19 protein-coding genes are annotated in these 17,081 nt (G+C 63.5%); 12 read left to right on the forward strand and 7 right to left on the reverse strand.

Translation table 11 applies throughout. The features are described from left to right. Positions 1-636: a DUF480 domain-containing protein gene (locus tag A9K65_RS05275; protein WP_024504993.1), complete on the forward strand. Its 636-nt coding sequence runs from the start codon at positions 1-3 to the stop codon at positions 634-636. Positions 637-638: 2 nt separating this feature from the next. Here A9K65_RS05275 and A9K65_RS05280 read toward each other — a convergent pair whose 3' ends face one another. After that, positions 639-1,178, reverse strand: a complete 540-nt coding sequence (locus tag A9K65_RS05280; protein WP_013528879.1) for a hypothetical protein — start codon at positions 1,176-1,178, stop codon at positions 639-641. Next, the gene (locus A9K65_RS05285) at positions 1,172-1,525 is read right to left on the reverse strand and encodes a hypothetical protein (RefSeq protein WP_064992606.1); all 354 of its coding nucleotides are present in this window, start codon (positions 1,523-1,525) and stop codon (positions 1,172-1,174) included. Before A9K65_RS05285 ends, A9K65_RS05280 begins: the two co-directional genes overlap by 7 nt. A gap of 324 nt (positions 1,526-1,849) precedes the next feature. Here A9K65_RS05285 and A9K65_RS05295 point away from each other — a divergent pair, with 324 nt between their 5' ends. Further along, on the forward strand, positions 1,850-2,821 hold the full coding sequence (locus A9K65_RS05295; RefSeq protein WP_064992605.1) for an AraC family transcriptional regulator: 972 nt from the start codon (positions 1,850-1,852) through the stop codon (positions 2,819-2,821). A 62-nt stretch (positions 2,822-2,883) separates the two neighbouring features. Here the strand turns inward: A9K65_RS05295 and A9K65_RS05300 are convergent, their stop codons facing one another. Continuing rightward, positions 2,884-3,309, reverse strand: a complete 426-nt coding sequence (locus tag A9K65_RS05300; RefSeq protein ID WP_013528883.1) for an OsmC family protein — start codon at positions 3,307-3,309, stop codon at positions 2,884-2,886. 218 nt (positions 3,310-3,527) lie between these two features. Between A9K65_RS05300 and A9K65_RS05305 the strand changes: the two genes are divergently transcribed. The 3 genes from A9K65_RS05305 to A9K65_RS05315 all read left to right on the forward strand — a co-directional run bounded on the left by A9K65_RS05305 (position 3,528) and on the right by A9K65_RS05315 (position 4,770). Beyond that, complete coding sequence (locus tag A9K65_RS05305) at positions 3,528-3,749, forward strand: hypothetical protein (protein WP_024504996.1); 222 nt, start codon at positions 3,528-3,530, stop codon at positions 3,747-3,749. Further along, positions 3,746-4,102, forward strand: coding sequence for a YciI family protein (locus A9K65_RS05310; protein WP_063173350.1), 357 nt, complete (start codon positions 3,746-3,748; stop codon positions 4,100-4,102). The genes A9K65_RS05305 and A9K65_RS05310 overlap by 4 nt, the downstream gene beginning before the upstream one ends. A 140-nt stretch (positions 4,103-4,242) precedes the next feature. Continuing rightward, positions 4,243-4,770 carry a hypothetical protein gene (locus A9K65_RS05315; RefSeq protein ID WP_024504998.1) on the forward strand — a complete coding sequence of 176 codons (528 nt, stop codon included), beginning with the start codon at positions 4,243-4,245 and terminating at the stop codon, positions 4,768-4,770. Positions 4,771-4,780: 10 nt separating this feature from the next. Here the strand turns inward: A9K65_RS05315 and A9K65_RS05320 are convergent, their stop codons facing one another. Next, entirely contained in the window at positions 4,781-6,040 is a 1,260-nt protein-coding gene (locus tag A9K65_RS05320; RefSeq protein WP_064993002.1) for a ubiquinone biosynthesis hydroxylase, read from the reverse strand. 96 nt (positions 6,041-6,136) lie between these two features. Between A9K65_RS05320 and tesB the strand changes: the two genes are divergently transcribed. From tesB to A9K65_RS05355, 7 genes are all read left to right on the forward strand, one after another. Continuing rightward, on the forward strand, positions 6,137-7,012 hold the full coding sequence (gene tesB, locus A9K65_RS05325; protein ID WP_013528888.1) for an acyl-CoA thioesterase II: 876 nt from the start codon (positions 6,137-6,139) through the stop codon (positions 7,010-7,012). Between the two features lie 217 nt (positions 7,013-7,229). Further along, positions 7,230-7,568, forward strand: a complete 339-nt coding sequence (locus A9K65_RS05330; RefSeq protein WP_013528889.1) for a P-II family nitrogen regulator — start codon at positions 7,230-7,232, stop codon at positions 7,566-7,568. Positions 7,569-7,773: 205 nt separating this feature from the next. Next, entirely contained in the window at positions 7,774-8,955 is a 1,182-nt protein-coding gene (locus A9K65_RS05335; protein ID WP_224619141.1) for an ammonium transporter, read from the forward strand. A 325-nt stretch (positions 8,956-9,280) separates the two neighbouring features. Continuing rightward, positions 9,281-9,556, forward strand: a complete 276-nt coding sequence (locus A9K65_RS05340) for a hypothetical protein (RefSeq protein WP_013528891.1) — start codon at positions 9,281-9,283, stop codon at positions 9,554-9,556. Between the two features lie 259 nt (positions 9,557-9,815). Then, positions 9,816-12,491: a DNA translocase FtsK gene (locus A9K65_RS05345; RefSeq protein ID WP_013528892.1), complete on the forward strand. Its 2,676-nt coding sequence runs from the start codon at positions 9,816-9,818 to the stop codon at positions 12,489-12,491. A gap of 151 nt (positions 12,492-12,642) precedes the next feature. Continuing rightward, positions 12,643-13,326: an outer membrane lipoprotein carrier protein LolA gene (locus tag A9K65_RS05350; protein ID WP_024505000.1), complete on the forward strand. Its 684-nt coding sequence runs from the start codon at positions 12,643-12,645 to the stop codon at positions 13,324-13,326. Between the two features lie 171 nt (positions 13,327-13,497). Next, on the forward strand, positions 13,498-14,304 hold the full coding sequence (locus tag A9K65_RS05355; RefSeq protein WP_013528894.1) for an exodeoxyribonuclease III: 807 nt from the start codon (positions 13,498-13,500) through the stop codon (positions 14,302-14,304). A gap of 28 nt (positions 14,305-14,332) precedes the next feature. Here the strand turns inward: A9K65_RS05355 and A9K65_RS05360 are convergent, their stop codons facing one another. The 3 genes from A9K65_RS05360 to A9K65_RS05370 all read right to left on the reverse strand — a co-directional run bounded on the left by A9K65_RS05360 (position 14,333) and on the right by A9K65_RS05370 (position 17,026). After that, positions 14,333-15,007: a hypothetical protein gene (locus tag A9K65_RS05360; protein WP_050596349.1), complete on the reverse strand. Its 675-nt coding sequence runs from the start codon at positions 15,005-15,007 to the stop codon at positions 14,333-14,335. Between the two features lie 266 nt (positions 15,008-15,273). Further along, positions 15,274-16,356, reverse strand: coding sequence for a glycosyltransferase family 9 protein (locus tag A9K65_RS05365; protein ID WP_084015485.1), 1,083 nt, complete (start codon positions 16,354-16,356; stop codon positions 15,274-15,276). A gap of 214 nt (positions 16,357-16,570) precedes the next feature. Further along, positions 16,571-17,026, reverse strand: a complete 456-nt coding sequence (locus A9K65_RS05370; RefSeq protein ID WP_013528897.1) for a Crp/Fnr family transcriptional regulator — start codon at positions 17,024-17,026, stop codon at positions 16,571-16,573. Positions 17,027-17,081 lie beyond the last annotated feature (55 nt).

Raw genomic sequence — 17,081 nt, forward strand, 5'->3', positions numbered from 1 at the left:
ATGAGCGATGACCTTCCCATCCTTTCCCCTGTGGAAGCTCGCATTCTCGGCTGCCTGATCGAGAAGAAGGAGCTGACGCCGGATGTCTATCCGCTGACGCTCAACGCGGCACTGGCTGCCGCCAACCAGAAGACGGCGCGCGAGCCGGTGATGGCGCTGGAGCAGAGCGAGGTGCACCGGGGGCTGAAGCTGCTCGAACAAAAGGGGCTGGTGCGGCAGATGTTCGGTTCGCGTGTCGAGCGCTACGAGCACCAGATGGCGCAGCGCTTCTCGCTGACCACACCGCAGACCGCCTTGATCGGCTTGCTGTTGCTGCGCGGGCCGCAGACGGCCCATGAATTGTCGGCGCGCACCGAGCGCATGGCACGGTTTTCGTCGATCGAAGATCTGCGCGCCGAGCTCGACATGCTGATCGGCCGCCGACCGCCACTCATCCAGGAAATCCCACGCGGACCGGGCCAGCGCGAGGAGCGTTACGTCCATCTGCTGAGCGGGACTCCGCAGATCGCCCCCATCGCCATGCAGGCTGCGTCGGCTGCTTCATCTGCCTCCGGCCTCGAGGAGCGCGTCAGCGCCCTCGAGGAGGAGATTGCAATGTTACGCGCCCGCATCGACGCGCTGACCGGCGAGCGCTAGGCTCACCTCCTCGAGTAAACGCCGCTCGCCTCGCCGTCGGGGTCGATCAGCCGCAACTGGTTGCCGTCCAGTTGCCAGCGCAAGGAGACCGGCTTCAGGTCACCGGGCTTGAATTTCCAGAGGCCCGTGAGGTCGGGCCGGCAACCATTGACGGATTTGTAGGTTCCTGCCGTCGGCGTGAAAACCAGGGTCGAACCGCGCACGGAGGCCTTACCGGTTTTCAGGGTCAGCGACCGGACCTGACCGCAGCCGTCGACCAGAGACGATTGGAACAGCGCGTAATAGGTGCGCCCGTCAGCCCCGAAGGTAAAGGTGACGCTGCCGCCGCTGCCTGGATCGCAGTTGCTGAATGTGTCGCAATAATTGCCGCTGGCAACTGCAAAACCCCACTTGCCGACAAGCGCTGCCGGCATCGCACCGAGGCGCGAGCGTGTCGTCGGTCCCTTGCCCTGGCCGTAAGCGCCGCCGGCGCTGAACGCCAGCCAGCCGGCAAGCCCGACAAGTGCCGCCCGGCAGGCGTGGTGTGACGAGGCCCTCAACATCCTTTGCTCGCAACAAGCTGCCGGAGATAGACAAGCCGCGTGCCGATGACATTGTTGACGATCGCCGTCTTGCCGGCCGGCGCCATGCCGCCGTATTTCTTGACCGACGGCCCATGGTTCTTCGCCTCTTCGTAACCTGCCATCAATTGCCGCAGATCCGCACAGGACATCGAGGCGTACTTCGCCTGCTCCTGCGGGCCGATGACGCTCGATTGCGCCATGCCGGCGGAGTTGGCCGCCGCCATGCCGGCCATGCCGACGACCGCAGAAACCGGGTTGATGCCGACGCAGCCCGATAGGCCGAGGCACAGGACCGGTGCCGCCAGGACTGTATGCCGGACGCTCATGGCCGACGCTCCCCACACGGCCGCTTCGGATCGCGATGGTCGGCTACGGTTCCGCCGAGAGCGATGGACAACAGATAGACGCGTGGATTGAAGCCTGCCGAGGCGAGCCCCGACAGTGTCCTGAACAATTGCAAATGATACATCGAACCCCCTTGTGGCTGTTTGCGATGCGCTTCCTGATCGGAAACGCGCTGCAAACTAGGTCCGGCAAAAGCGGGCAGCTTGGACGCAGCGGCCCTAAAAACGGCCCAAACGGCCCTGTATTGACGTTTTCGGAGGCGCGGCGCATATCACGCCGCTTCTAATTGACCTGAGGCATGGGGGATGCCGGTGACGGCGACGATTGGGCCAACCGCCTCGTTCCGACTGATGACGGACGCGCTTCCGGAGCGGGATCGCGTCGAGGTCATGCGCGAGGTCTATGGCCGCACGGTGCTCAAGGTCGATCTCGATCCACTCGGCCCGACGCATGTCGATATGCAGGTGCGCGCGTTGCCTGGCCTCGGCATCGCCACGGGCACGTGTTCGGAATTTCGCGTCCATCATTCGACGTCGCTGATCGACAGCGACGATCTCGTCCTCCTGGTCGCCCTCGATGGCGCAAGCGTGATGAAGCATCGCGGCCGCGAGGAGCCGGTCGGCAACGGCCAGGCGCTGATGATGAGCGGCGAGGAGGTCGGCCTCAATGTCATCCAGCCAGGCGGTCTTCGCTTCGTCAATATGAGCTTCTCGCTCAAGGCACTGTCACCGCTGATCGGCGACCCGGCCCCGGCGCTGATGCAGCCGCTGCCAACCTCCGGCGGGGCGATGCGGCTGCTGCTCGACTATGTCAGGTCGATCCAGGATGCCGGCGACGTGCTGACCCCGGAGGCCTGGCATCTGGCGACGACGCATATTTTCGATCTCGTCGCTCTGGCCATGGGTGCCACCCGAGACGCGGCAGAAATCGCCCGGGGCCGAGGCGTGCGCGTGGCGCGGCTGCGTGCCATCAAGGCCGAAATAGCAGCCCATGGCGGCGACCTGTCGGCCGAAGACATCGCCCGCCGTCACCGCCTTTCGGCCCGCTACATCAGAAAACTGTTCGAGAGCGAAGGCACGTCGCTGTCGGATTTCATGCTGTGCCAGCGCCTGTTGCGCGCGCATCGGATGCTCAGCAATCCTCGTCATGCCGGACGCAGCATCACGGCGATCGCCTTCGAGGCAGGCTTCAACGACCTCTCCTATTTCAACCGGGCGTTCCGGCGGCGCTACGGCGCGACGCCATCGGATGTGCGGGCGGCCGCGTTGAAGGGCTGACCGCAAACGAAAACGCCGGCCCAAGGGCCAGCGGTTTCTGGATGAATTTGCCGTTCGGGCCTTCAGCCGAGCTTGGCGTCGAGCGATACGTTTATGGCGCCGAGCGCCTTCGAGACCGGGCAGCCGGCCTTGGCCTTTTCGGCCAATTCCTTGAACTTCGCCGCGTCGATGCCCGGGACCTTGCCGACCACTGTGAGGGCGCTTCCGGTGATCCCGGTGCCGGGAACCAGCGTCACCACGGCCTTGGCGTCGAGTTCGGTGGCCGGCGTGCCGTTCTCGGCCAGGAAATGCGAAAACTGCATGGCAAAGCAGCCGGCGTGCGCCGCCGCGATCAGCTCTTCAGGGTTGGTGCCGGATTTGCCGCTCTCGTCCTCGAAGCGGGCTTTGAACGAATAGGGCGTGCCCTTCAGGGTTCCGCTCTGGGTGTCGAGCGTGCCCGTGCCCTCTTTCAGATTGCCTTTCCAGACGGCGTTTGCGGTGCGGTCCATGAATTCCTCCTTATTACAGCGGTGGCGCCGGCCAGGCGGCGTTCCTCCCAACTATAGCGCGGGCGCGAGGGAAGGCCACCGCGCTGTTTGCGCGCGCATGCAGCACCGGCGAGCCGCACCGAATTTTTTTGAAAAATGTACGTGCAAGAATGTCGACTTGCATCGGCCCCGACCGTCCTGCGGGCGGCCACGGATTCTCGTGGCGGATGGAGGTTCGCATGAACAATCTGTTTTCTGCCCATTGGACAAGCACCTGCCGAACGGCCGATCCAGGGAAAAGCGACCCGCTGCATGTGCCGCCCTCCGGCTTCGGCCGGCTGCTTGCGGCAGTTGCAATCATCGGCATTGCGGTCAGCCTTCTCGACCATGTCGCTGCCGGCAAGAACTCAACCGATACCGTGATCGCCTATGGTTCGTCACAGCAAGGGAGCTGGAAATGAAATATGTCTGTCTGGTCTATGGCGAGGAGAACGACCTCCATGCCATGACGCCGGAGCGTCTGGCCAAGCTCGATGCCGATTCGATGGCTCATGACCGGTCATTGGATCATCGTGGGGTGCTGATCGTCGCGCAGGCGCTGCAATCGGTGAAAACGTCGAAGACGGTGCGGCGACGCCAGGGCAAGCGGCTGATCACCGACGGCCCGTTCGCCGAAACCAAGGAGCAGTTGCTTGGCTTCGTCATGATCGAGGCCGACAATCTCGACCAGGCGCTGGAGATCGCCGGCGAGATCCCGCTGGCCGAAATCGGCACCATCGAGGTGCGGGCGATCTACAATGTGCCGGGGTCATAGCCCCCGCCATGTGCTACAGCCACGCGGAAACCAAGGCGTTCGATTGAACGATCGTCCCGGCTCATTTGGTGCGCAACTTTTGCGTGTTGAAGCAAGGCGAGAGTTCTCCTATCGTCGCCGGGGTTCTTGGGGATTTCGACATGCCTTTCCTGATTGCTATCCTTGGCGTGATGGGCGCGGCGGCGTTCTGGTGGTACCGGATGAAGGCGATGAACGACGCGGCTCGCGAGGTTGCGGACGTTGTCGGGCGCGTGCAGGGCAACATCCGTCGCAAGAAGCTGCGCAAGCAGGCGGCTCTGTCGCCTCTGACGGCGATCGATGATCCGGTCGTAGCGGCGGCTACGCTGATCACATCAATCGTCTCCGAGGATGGGCCCATCCTGCCGCAGCGCGAGGCTGTCATCCGCGCGGTGATTTCCGAGATCGCCGACAAGAAGAAGACCGACGAGGCGGTGATCTACGCCAAATGGGCGGCGGCGCAGGTCGACGACACCACCGTCGTCATCGACAAGCTGGCGCCGTTCCTGCGCGAACGCCTCGATGTCGCCGAGCGAAACGATCTGCTGCAGATGGTCAACCGCGCCGCCCAGGGCGGGGAAAAACGCCTCGAAATATCCGACCAGAGGATATTGCGGCTGCGGCAGAAGCTGGGTTTCGAGGTCAACTGAGCGATAGCGCTCAGATCGCCTCGCCCTTCAACAATCGCGGCGTGCTGGCGGACAACCCCGACGCCTGCCGTATAAAAAAGTCCTTCAGGCGCGGCATGCGTTCGACAAGGCCGAGGCCGATGTCGCGGACGGTTCGCAGCGGGCCGATATCGTTGGAAAACAGCCGGTTCAGCGCGTCCGTGGTGATGCCCATCTGCACCGTGTCGAAGCGGCGCCACTGCTGGTAGCGTTCGAGGACGTCGAGCGCGCCGATGTCCTGGCCGAGCCGGTCGGCCTCGATGATCACCTCGGCAAGGGCTGCGACATCCTTGAAGCCGAGATTGAGGCCCTGGCCGGCGATCGGGTGGATGCCGTGGGCGGCATCGCCGGCGAGTGCGATGCGGGGCGCGACGAAGGCACGCGCAATGGTCAAGCCGAGCGGCCAGGCGCGCGGCGCATCGATAACGCGGATCTCGCCAAGCTTCAGGCCAAAACGCTGCTCGAGTTCGTGTTCGAACAGGAGATCGTCACCGGCCACCAGCTTCTCGGCATCGGGCGTACGCTCGACCCAGACGATCGACGAGCGGTTGGTGCCGTCCTCGCCGGGTTTGAGCGGCAATGTGGCGAAAGGCCCGGCCGGCAGGAAATGCTCTTCGGCGCGACCATTGTGCGGGCGTTCATGCGCTACCGTGCAGACGATGCCGGACTGGCCATATTCCCACTTCACCGTCTTGATGCCGGCCATGTCGCGCAGCTTCGAGTTGACGCCGTCGGCGGCGACCAGCAGCCGCGCCTTCAGCGCCGCGCCGTCGGCGAGATGCACGGTGATGCCACTGCCGTTGGTCTCGAAGCCCTGCACCGCGACGCCTTCGATGATATCGATGCCGAGCCTTTCGGCGCTGGCCCGCAAGGCGCCGTTCAGCACCTTGTTGGCGACCATATGCGCAAAGGGCTCGCCCGGCGCCACTTCGCCGCCGAAGGTCAGGAAGACCGGACGCACCGGATCGGCGGTGCGCGAATCGGTGATGATCATCTCAGTGATCGCCTGTGCCTGGGGTGCGATCTCGGCCCACACGCCGAGCTGGTCGAGCATGCGGCAGGCGGCAGCGGCAACGGCCGAGGCGCGGCCATCCCTTTGCCAGGCGCCAGCAGGTGCCGCATCGACGAGAGCGATGGCGAGGCCCGGTCGCGCCTGTTTCAGCGATACGGCGGCGGCCAGGCCGACATAGCCGGCGCCGGCGACCAGGACATCGAGCCCGGATCTGTTTTTCGTGTCCGCCTTGCGTTCCATCATCTTCGCTCCTGCGCCGGCCGGGTCTTGCGCCCTTGACTGCCTGTCCGTCCTGTCGGAAACCGCCATAACACTTCTGCGGCGAGGGCGCGAAATATGACGGCAGCCATGGACGAGCTTCTCGGCATTCTCGACCTCGAGAAGCTGGAACACAATCTGTATCGTGGTCGCAGCCCGCTGCTCGACTGGCAGCGCGTGTTCGGCGGCCAGACCATCGCCCAGGCGCTGGTGGCGGCGCAGCGGACAGTGGATCCCGATCGGTACGTGCATTCGCTGCACGGCTATTTCATGCGGCCCGGCGACACCAAGGTGCCGATCGTCTACGAGGTCGACCGCATTCGCGACGGCGGCTCCTTCACCACGCGGCGCGTGGTGGCGGTCCAGCACGGCCAGGCGATCTTTTCGCTCGAAGCCTCGTTCCAGCAGGATGAGGTCGGCCTGGAGCACCAGGTGCCGATGCCGCAGGACGTTCCGGGGCCGGACACATTGCTGTCGCAACGCGAATTGCTGGGCAAATTCGGCGAGGCGGTGCCCGATGGGATCAAACGCTACTGGGAGCGCGACCGGCCGATCGAGATGAAGCCGGTGATGCTGAAGCATTACACTAGCCGCGAAAAGCTGGAGCCAAAGCAGAACATCTGGATCCGCACCACCGGTCCGGTGCCGGCGGACCGCGCCATCCAGGCAGCGGTGCTCGCCTATCTCTCCGACATGACGCTGCTCGACACATCGACCTTCGCGCATGGCCGCGCCATTTTCGATCGCGATATCCAGGCGGCGAGCCTCGACCACGCCATGTGGTTCCATCGCAGCCATGCGCTCGACGACTGGATGCTCTACACGCAGGACAGCCCCTCCACGCAGGGCTCGCGCGGCTTTACACGCGGCTCGCTGTTTGCCCGCGACGGTACGCTGATTGCCTCGGTTGCGCAGGAAGGGCTGATCCGGCTCAAGCGATCGCCTGCAGAGTAGGCATTTTTCGAAATTTGCCCAATTTTTAAGCAGGCGTATCGCCGCAGCTGTGGGCAGGTTGCGTCGGCGCACTCCCTAATCTCTTTGTTTACAGTGGGTTAACACCCTGCTTCGGCACTTGGCACGGAGCTTGAATCCTTGTGGGCACTCTCCGGCTCTTTGGGATCGGTGAAGGTGTGCAAACGCGGGGGACCGCAACAGCAAAGGGTGAAACCTTATGAAAATCGTGATGGCAATCATCAAGCCGTTCAAGCTCGACGAGGTACGCGAAGCGCTCACCGCCGTCGGCATCCAGGGCCTGACCGTCACCGAAGTCAAAGGCTACGGGCGTCAGAAAGGGCATACGGAGATCTATCGCGGGGCGGAATACGCGGTCAGCTTCCTGCCGAAGATCAAGATCGAAGTCGCGGTCAGTGCCGACATGGTCGACAAGGCCGTCGAAGCCATCACCGCAGCCGCCAAGACCGGCCAGATCGGCGACGGCAAGATCTTCGTTTTCGGCATCGATCAGGCGGTGCGCATCCGCACCGGCGAAACAGACACCGACGCGCTCTGAGCGGCGATCACGTATTCCAATGGAGAGTTCAATGAATATTCCTTCCACCTTGAAGACGACGGGACGAGCTGCCCTTTTGGGTTCGCTTACTCTCGCAGCATTGGGCACGGTCGCCGCCTTCGCACAGGAAGCGGCACCGGCCGCAGCCGCGGCCGCGCCGGCTGCTGCCCCGACCCCGGTGCTCGACACCGGCAACACCGCCTGGATGCTGACCTCGACGGCGCTGGTGCTGATGATGACCATTCCGGGCCTTGCGCTGTTCTACGGCGGCATGGTGCGCAAGAAGAACGTGCTCGCCACCGTCATGCAGAGCTTCGCCATCACCTGCCTGGTGACGGTGCTGTGGTTCATGTTCGGCTATTCGCTGGCCTTCTCGGACGGCGGCGGCGTGAACAGCTATATCGGCGGCACCTCGAAGTTCTTCCATCACGGCATCACCACGGCCTCGCTGTGGCTGCCGGGCGTCGCCAACATTCCTGAATTCGTGTTCTCGATGTTCCAGATGACGTTCGCCATCATCACGCCGGCGCTTATTGCCGGCGCCTTCGCCGAACGCATGAAGTTCTCGGCGCTGCTGATCTTCATGGCGTTGTGGCTGCTGGTCGTCTACGTGCCGATCGCGCATTGGGTCTGGGGTGGCGGCTTCCTCGGATCGGCGGGCGTGCTCGACTTTGCCGGCGGTACGGTCGTTCACATCAATGCCGGTGTCGCCGGTCTGGTCTGTGCGCTGGTTCTCGGCAAGCGCGAAGGCTATGGCACCACCAACATGGCGCCGCATAACCTGGTCTATTCGGTGATCGGCGCTTCGCTGCTGTGGGTTGGCTGGTTCGGCTTCAACGCCGGTTCGGAACTGGCAGCCGACGGTCTTGCCGGCGCTGCCATGCTCAACACCCAGGTTGCCACCGCGGCGGCGGCACTGGCCTGGATGTTCGCCGAATGGATCGTCGCCAAGAAGCCTTCCGTGCTCGGCATCATCTCGGGTGCGGTTGCCGGCCTGGTCGCGGTGACGCCGGCTTCCGGCTTCGTCAACCCGACCGGTGCCTTCATCGTCGGCATCGTCGCAGGCGTCGTCTGCTACCTCTCGGCGGTCAAGGTCAAGCACATGTTCGGCTATGACGACTCGCTCGACGCCTTCGGCGTGCATGGCGTCGGCGGTGTGGTAGGCGCTCTGCTCACCGGCGTGCTCGCCGACCCGGCGATCAACAGCCTCGGCGCAGGTGCTTCGCTCGGCAAGCAGATCTACGGCGTTGCCGTCACTATCGTGTGGACCGGCATTGCCACCTTCGTGCTCCTCTACATCGTCAAGGCGCTTGTCGGCCTGCGCCCGACGACCCAGGAAGAGGTCGAAGGCCTCGACATCTCCCAGCATGGCGAAGTGGTGCCGTAAGGCCAGCTTAGCCAAGGGGCCGGCGGAACCCTCCTCCCGCCGGCCCCATATCTCCACGCAATTCCGAATGGAAAGCGCTGCACAGTTCTCCTGGAATTGCTTTGAAAGATCCCGTCGTGACGCTCCCGAAAGGAGTTCACGCATTGAGGCCCGGATCGCATCCGGGCCTCTTTTTTTGGCAAGCCATTCCGGCAATGCCCGGCTTCACGCAATCACGTTCGCGTGATCATGTTTTTTGAGGAAACAACGACCGCTCTGGTTCCGAACCGTGGGGACGATCGTCGTTCTGACGCTCGTGCCAAACAACAGGGAAGGAAACCATCTCATGAACCTCAAGAACATCTGTCTCGGAGCGCTTGCTCTTTCCATGATCGGCGGCGTGGCGTTTGCCGGTGCTCTGGACGAGCCCGACAACATGGCGCCGTTCTTCACGGATTCCGGCATGAAAACCATGAAGCCGATGGCGGACTTCAAGACAGCTTTCATGGCCATGCCGATGGAAAAGCAGGAAGCGATGAAGAAGGAATGCCAGGATGCGGCGATGAGCAAGCCGCATGCGGAATTCTGCGCCAATGTGCAGGCGCTCGGCGGCGCCAACTGATTTGCCGCGATCGGGCCGAGACCCGATCTCTGTTCAGACGACCAATGGCGGGCCGGCAGCCCGCCATTGTTTCGTTCGATGGAGCTCCATCGGTCCGTCGTCCAACATTGCCTCATACGCCTCAACCGGCGGTAATGAGGTTTGAGCGTCTCAACCTCTTATAGTTAATGCGCCCTTAACCTTCCCACCGATAGTCTGAGACCCGAATCTGCCGGAGTGCGCCACGCACCCGGCGAGTCCACGACAGACGGGGAAGAGCATGCGTTCAGGGGCTTCAGCACCGCTCGCGCTGGCCGATACGGGGCACGGCATCCAGGCGTTCGCGCGGCGTCAGGTGGGGCGGCTGGTTGGCGTCGGCCTGTTCGCGCTGGCCGCCTTTGGCGTTGCCAGCCTTGCCACCTGGAATGTCGCCGATCCGAGTTTTTCCCACGCGACGAACAACACCGTCACCAACGCCATGGGCTATGCGGGTGCCGTGTTCTCCGACCTCGCCATGCAGTTCTTCGGCCTCGCCGCCGTCGCCGCCCTGGTTCCGACGGTCATCTGGGGCTTCCTGCTGTTTTCCGCGCGCGGCGTCGACAGGCTGCCCAAGCGCGGGTTGTCCTGGTTCGGCTTCGCGCTGCTGGCCGCTGCGATGGTCGGCTGCGTGGTGCCGCCCAAGACCTGGCCGCTGCCCACCGGCCTCGGCGGCGTGTTCGGCGACATGGTGCTGAAGATCCCCGGTGTCGTCATCGGCGGCTATCCGACCGGGCTGATCGCCAGCATCATCGCCATCCTGCTTTCGGCGCCCGCACTGTGGCTCTTTGCCCATGGCTCGGCGCTGATCGGACGCAAGAACGGCTTTGCGGTGATGGAGGACGAGCCCGCCGTCGATCCGCGCGAGGACGACCTTTTGTTCGACAATGACGAGGACGAAGGCGACGAGGGCATCCTGGCGCTCGGCGCCATCACCCATTGGTGGCTGTCGCTGCGCGCGTGGATGCACCGCCGCGCCGTGCGCCGCAGGCAAGAGCGGGACGAGTACGAGCCGGAGATGGAGCAGCGCTCCACCGCCTGGCGCCGCGCGGCCGAACGGGTCGAATCGGCCGAGTTCGCCGAGCAGCGGATGAGCCAGGATGGCCGCGCCCGCGTCGAGCCGGAATTCTTCGCCGCCATGGTCAATGACCGCAGCGCCTCGCTCGACCCCGACGATGCCGATATCTTCGACGACCGCTTCGACAATGCGGGCGAGGATGCCGATTTCGACGATGAGCCTGTCGTGCAACGCCGCGGCGCGCCGACCGCCAAGGTACAGCCGTTCCGTTCCGATGCCGCCACGCGCGTCGAGGCGCCGGCGGCGCGCCCCGTGCCAGGCGCCCGTGTGCAGCGCGAGGCGCAGACATCGCTGATCGGCTCTGAAAAATTTGAAATGCCGTCGCTGCACTTCCTCTCCGAGCCGAAGAACGTGGTGCGCGACGCCAGCCTGTCCAAGGACGCGCTGGAACAGAATGCGCGCCTGCTCGAAGGCGTGCTGGAGGATTTCGGCGTCAAGGGCGAGATCATCGCCGTCCGTCCGGGTCCGGTCGTCACGCTCTATGAGCTCGAACCGGCGCCCGGCATCAAATCGTCGCGCGTCATCGGCCTGTCCGACGACATCGCCCGCTCGATGAGCGCCATCGCCTGCCGCGTCGCGGTGGTGCCCGGCCGCAACGCCATCGGCATCGAACTGCCGAACGCCAAGCGCGAAACCGTCTATCTCAGGGAGATCCTGGCCAGCCGCGATTTCGAGACGACGAAGGCCAAGCTGGCACTGGCGCTGGGCAAGACCATCAATGGCGAGGCGGTCATCGTCGACATCGCCAAGATGCCGCACGTGCTGGTCGCCGGCACCACCGGCTCGGGCAAGTCGGTCGCCATCAACACCATGATCCTGTCGCTGCTCTACCGGCTGACGCCGCAGGATTGCCGGCTGATCATGATCGATCCGAAGATGCTGGAACTCTCGGTCTATGACGGCATCCCGCATCTGCTGACGCCCGTCGTCACCGATCCGAAGAAGGCGGTGGTGGCGCTGAAATGGACCGTGCGCGAGATGGAGGACCGCTACCGCAAGATGTCCAAGGTCGGCGTGCGCAACATCGACGGCTTCAACGCCCGCGTCAGCCAGGCGGACAAGAAGGGTGAGAAGATCTCGCGCACCGTTCAGACCGGCTTCGACCGCCAGACCGGCGAGGCGATCTACGAGACCGAGAACCTCGATCTCGAGCCGATGCCCTATATCGTCGTCATCATCGACGAGATGGCCGACCTGATGATGGTCGCCGGCAAGGACATCGAAGGTGCCGTGCAGCGCCTGGCTCAGATGGCGCGCGCCGCCGGCATCCATGTCATCATGGCAACGCAGCGGCCGTCGGTCGACGTCATCACCGGCACCATCAAGGCCAATTTCCCGACCCGCATCTCCTTCCAGGTGACGTCGAAGATCGACAGCCGCACCATTCTGGGCGAGCAGGGCGCCGAGCAGCTGCTCGGCATGGGCGACATGCTCTACATGGCCGGCGGCGGCCGTATCCAGCGCGTGCACGGCCCGTTCGTCGCCGATGAAGAGGTCGAGAAGATCGTCGCGCATCTGAAGCTGCAGGGCGTGCCGGAGTATCTCGACGCCATCACCGAGGATGATGGCGAGGATGACGACGAGCCGTCAGGCAAGGGTGGAGCGAGCGGCGGTGGCGGCAACAGCAATTTCGAGGATTCCGACGATCCTTACGATCAGGCGGTCTCCGTGGTGCTGCGCGATGGCAAGGCCTCGACCAGCTATATCCAGCGCCGGCTGGGCATCGGCTACAACCGCGCTGCCTCGATCATCGAGAAGATGGAGAAGGAAGGTATCGTCGGCCCGGCCAACCATGCCGGCAAGCGCGAGATCCTGGTGCCGACCGAAGAGGACAAGTTCTGACCAGAAAGCCTGACCCTTGCGACATCCCTGTCCGGCAACCTTGAACCTTTCAAGGCGTTGAAGCGACCAAGGGACGCCCGACCCGCCAAATTTCAGCCCAACTGGGGGTCCAAGCACAGAACAACTCAGGAATCAGACGAGAGTGACCGATATGAAAAACGATCTTTCAGCGCTCAGCACATTTGCTCCCTCCCGGCGTCAGTTGCTGGGCCTCGGCCTGGCGTTTGCAGGGGCGGCAGCCTTCAACGCGGTGCCCGGCTTCCAGGTGCTGGCCTCGGCGCAGGCGGCTGTGCCGGCCGCTGCGCAGAAGATCGCCGACCACTTTTCCTCGGTCAAATCGATGAGCGGCGAATTCGTGCAGTTCGGCCCCAAGGGCGAGCAGACCGGCGGCAAGTTCTTCCTCGAACGGCCGGGCAAGATCCGCTTCAACTACGACGGCTCTTCGAACTTCCGGGTGATTTCAGACGGCCAGTCGGTGGTCATCCTGAACAAGAGGCTCAACACGTCCGATCTCTATCCGCTGTCGAAGACACCCTTGAAGCTGCTGCTCGACAACAGGATCGACCTCTCCGGCGACCGCGTCAAAAGCGTCAAGCAGGAGGACGACCTCACAACCATCCAGCTCGCCGACAAATCGGTGTTCGGCAATTCGAAGATCACCATGATGTTCGATCCGAAAACCTTCGACTTGCGGCAGTGGACGATCACCGACGCGCAGGGCAAGGATACGACGGTGATGATCTTCAACACCAAGGAAGGCGTCAGCTTCGCGCCGGATACTTTCGCCATCGACTACACGGCGAACCGCGAGCTCAACACCAACAAGGCGCGCTAGCTTCAAACGCTCCAATAGCTGTGGAAAGCACCGGGCCGCGCCTCGTCGGGCGTTGCCCGGCTTGTCTTTGCGGTCCGCGGCTGGCAATTTCCCGGACCGACTCCGTCAAAAGGCGTCTTCCCCGCCGGGACCCATCGGTTCTGGCCGTTGCACGCTGTCCTGGATTGCCAAATGCCCTTCTCCATCGCCACCTGGAACATCAACTCCGTTCGCCTTCGCATGCCGATCGTCGAGCGCCTGCTCGTCGAGCATGCGCCCGACGTGCTGTGCCTGCAGGAAACCAAGGTTCCCGACGAACTGTTCCCCGAGAAGGCTTTCCGCAAGCTCGGCTACGAGCACATCGCCTTCCATGGCCAGAAGGGCTACCACGGCGTAGCAACCGTGGCGCGGCGGCCGATCGAATTGGTCGAAAAGCGACGCTTTTGCGAAATCGAGGACAGCCGGCACCTCTCGGTGACGGTGCGGGCCGGCGGCAAGGCGATCCTGCTGCATAATTTCTACGTCCCGGCGGGCGGCGACGAACCGGATCCCGTCATCAACAGGAAGTTCAAGCACAAGCTCGATTTCGTTGCCGAGATGAATGCCATCCGGGCAGAACATGACGAGGTGTCCGGCTCGGTGCTGGTCGGCGACCTCAACATCGCCCCGCTCGAACATGACGTCTGGTCGCACAAGCAATTGCTCAACGTGGTCAGCCACACGCCGGTCGAGACGGAAAATTTCGAGGCGATGCGTCGCGCCGGCAACTGGGTCGACCTGATGCGGCTCAACGTGCCGGACGAGCAGAAGCTCTACACCTGGTGGAGCTATCGCGCGCAGGATTGGGAGCTGTCCAATCGCGGCCGCCGCCTCGACCACGTCTGGTCGTCGCCGAACCTTGTGCCCAGCTTTTCCGGCTACGAGATCCTGCGTCTGGCGCGCGGCTGGGAGCGCCCGTCGGACCATGTGCCTGTCATCGCGCGGTTCGATCTGGACTAGTCTGGTCGAAAATGCCCGCGTGCGGCAGTCAGTCTGTAGAGTTGGGACCGGCTGGATCCACCCACGGGCGGCCCAATCGTGTCACCATCGCCGCGTACCCAACGGCACCTGCCGCCCAAAGGAAGATGCCAAGCTCTTTGACGACGTCCTCGGCGATGGCGGCCGCAGAACCGGGGGTAGGAAACAGCTCTCCGAGCTGGTCGATCGATGCTGACATCGCCAGCAGGAAGCCTGCGGCCACAAAGATGATCGTGCCGTCGAATGTTTTTCGTCGCAGCCGGAAGAACCAGAACAACCCGGCGGCGGCGTAGGCAATCATCGGAACGATCTCTGGTATCCCAACAATGGGCAGCACGTCCTCATGGATCAACAACAGGTCATCGAGGCCCAAGAGGAGGGTAAGGCCGCCGAGAAACGTGCAATCCCATCGGCGCGTGAGCAGGCCAGCAAACAGGGTTGCGGCGCCGGAGCCGATCCATAGCGAAGCACCCAGGGACGAAATCCACCCCGTATAGAAACCGACTCCGGCGGCTGCGGATGGATCTCGATAAAAGATCCACGCGTCCAGACCACGAATTTGCGCGACGAACAGCGCGGCCAAGAGCATCGCAACGTTGATCGCCGCCGCCGCCACCACGACCAAGCGCCAGGCTATTGTCCATTCGCCGCCATGCTTTGTGTTCGGCGCGCTGTTCTCTGGCATTTGCTATTCTCATAGAGGACTGAGAGGAATTCCATTGGAATCAAAGATCAAGAAGTGCTGACCTATGCCTAATCCAGTGCGATGGCTGCCAGCTCTGCCGCGCCGAGAACTCCGCCTGCATTGTGCCGGTGGTCAGCATCGAACGGTTGCAGCGCTTCGCTCCACCGAACCCATTGTACCATGGCGCCGATGTTCAGGGGAGGCCGGCCTGCAAATGCCCGACCTGAATCCAACACGCTTCGAAGCGCGTCCAAATAAATTCGAACTCAAACGGCGCGCTTCACGTCTTCACGCATGTCGTTGCCCCAGGGCTGCTGCGCTGACAGGCCTGCGAGATCCGGCAGATGGGGATGGTCGCGGCGGCGTGTCGCCAGCATCCGTTGCGCCGCTTCGATGATTGTCGGCGCCGGGACATCGGCGACCAGGCCGGTCGGGCTGGCATGGCGGGTCGCGATCACGTCCACGCAGTTCGAAAGCGGCCTCCAACGGGCCATGTTGGCGCCGCCATTGAGGATAACCATCGGCGTCATCACCGTTGCCATGAGATGTGCGGTACCGCCTTCGGCGCCGATGTAAAGATCGGCAAACTCGCCGAGCGCCAGCAAGATGTCACCGATATCGACACCTCCGATCGCGGCGGAATCGACAAGCCGCAGCTTCGGCACGCGCTGAGCCAGCTCAGCCATATCGGGACCGTCGCCGGGGGTTCTCACATAGAGAAGGTTCGCCCCGTCGGCGATCAGGCTGTCGGCGATTGCGGCAACCTGATCCGCCGACATGCGCTTGCTGGCGCTGCCATGCGCCGCGATAATGATCAAGGGAGCATGCTTGCCGTCCGCAAGGCTCCTGGCCGCCGCTCGTGCGGCCGGGCTAGGCTCCAGCCGATGATCGAAAGGCAGCCGCTTGCCGGCAAGGCGTTCGATGAGGCGATGGTAGCGCCAGGCATTGTGCCCGGGTCGTGCTTCAGGCCTGTGACCCAGGCGCCAGGAAAGGGCGAAAGCCGGAAAGTTTGCCTCATAGGCAATGCCGCGGCCGAGCAGTGATGCCGAGGCTTGAAGCAGCCAACGCGCCGAGATGCGGAAATCGACGACGGCCAATCGCTCCTTGCCCTTGCGGTGATCGGCGACTAGGCGCGCCAGCGGCGTCCGCACATTGATCGCATCGACCAAATGGCGGGCATGGCGATTGAGGCTATGTTCAAGGGACGACGACCGGGTGGTTCCGTAGACGATGAAACTATCGGGGAATGCCGTTCTGGCGGCGCGCAATGCCGGAATCCGGATCAGTCCGTCGCCGAACGCGTCATTGCGGGAATACAAGATAATGGTCTCGTACCGCCCTGATGGCATGGCTCGCTCCCCCCAGGAGCCTGGTGGTGATGGCGCCTGCTGCGCCGGCCGCCTTCGAGGTGCTTTAGGATTTCACCTCTTGCCTGTCAACGGAGCCTTGCCGCTGGATCCGGGCGTCCGGATGGCCGCAGTGCGCCACGACCAGCTCATCGCTGTCGTTGAAAACGCTTCTGCCTTCGGCCGCGAGGCCAGCAGCTTCGTGGGTACGCTAGATCTAGCCGGAGAAGCGCGGCGCCAGTTCCTCGATGCGGCGGATCATCGCCTGAAATTCCTCCGAGATGCGCTGGTGCAGCTTGACCGCGATCTCGGGATATTCCTCCAGGATGCGGCGGAACATCTTGCGGCTGAGGCGCATCACTTCCGAATCGATCTCGGCCGAGGCGCTGGTCAACCGGTTGGTGTCGGCGATCAATGCCAGTTCGCTCAGGATCGTGCCGGGGTCTGCCGTGCCAATCGGGATTCGCTCACCATTCTGCTCCCGGTAGAGCACGATGCGCCCGCTGACAACGATATAGGCGGAATCGGCCTCGTCGTCCTCGCGATAGAGCTTGTGGTTGGCAATCAGCCTGGTGTTCTCGGCGCCAAAGGCGAGCAGGCGCAGTTGTTCCTGCGTGAAGCCCTCGAAGAGCCTCACGGCGGACAGAACGCGGATGTCGTCATCCAGCGCCATCTAGCTATGTCCCCGAACCGACAGTCCGACTCCTCCTCTGCGAGTTCGATCCAAA

It is taken from the genome of Mesorhizobium sp. WSM1497 (assembly GCF_001672455.2).
Lineage (GTDB): Bacteria > Pseudomonadota > Alphaproteobacteria > Rhizobiales > Rhizobiaceae > Mesorhizobium > Mesorhizobium ciceri.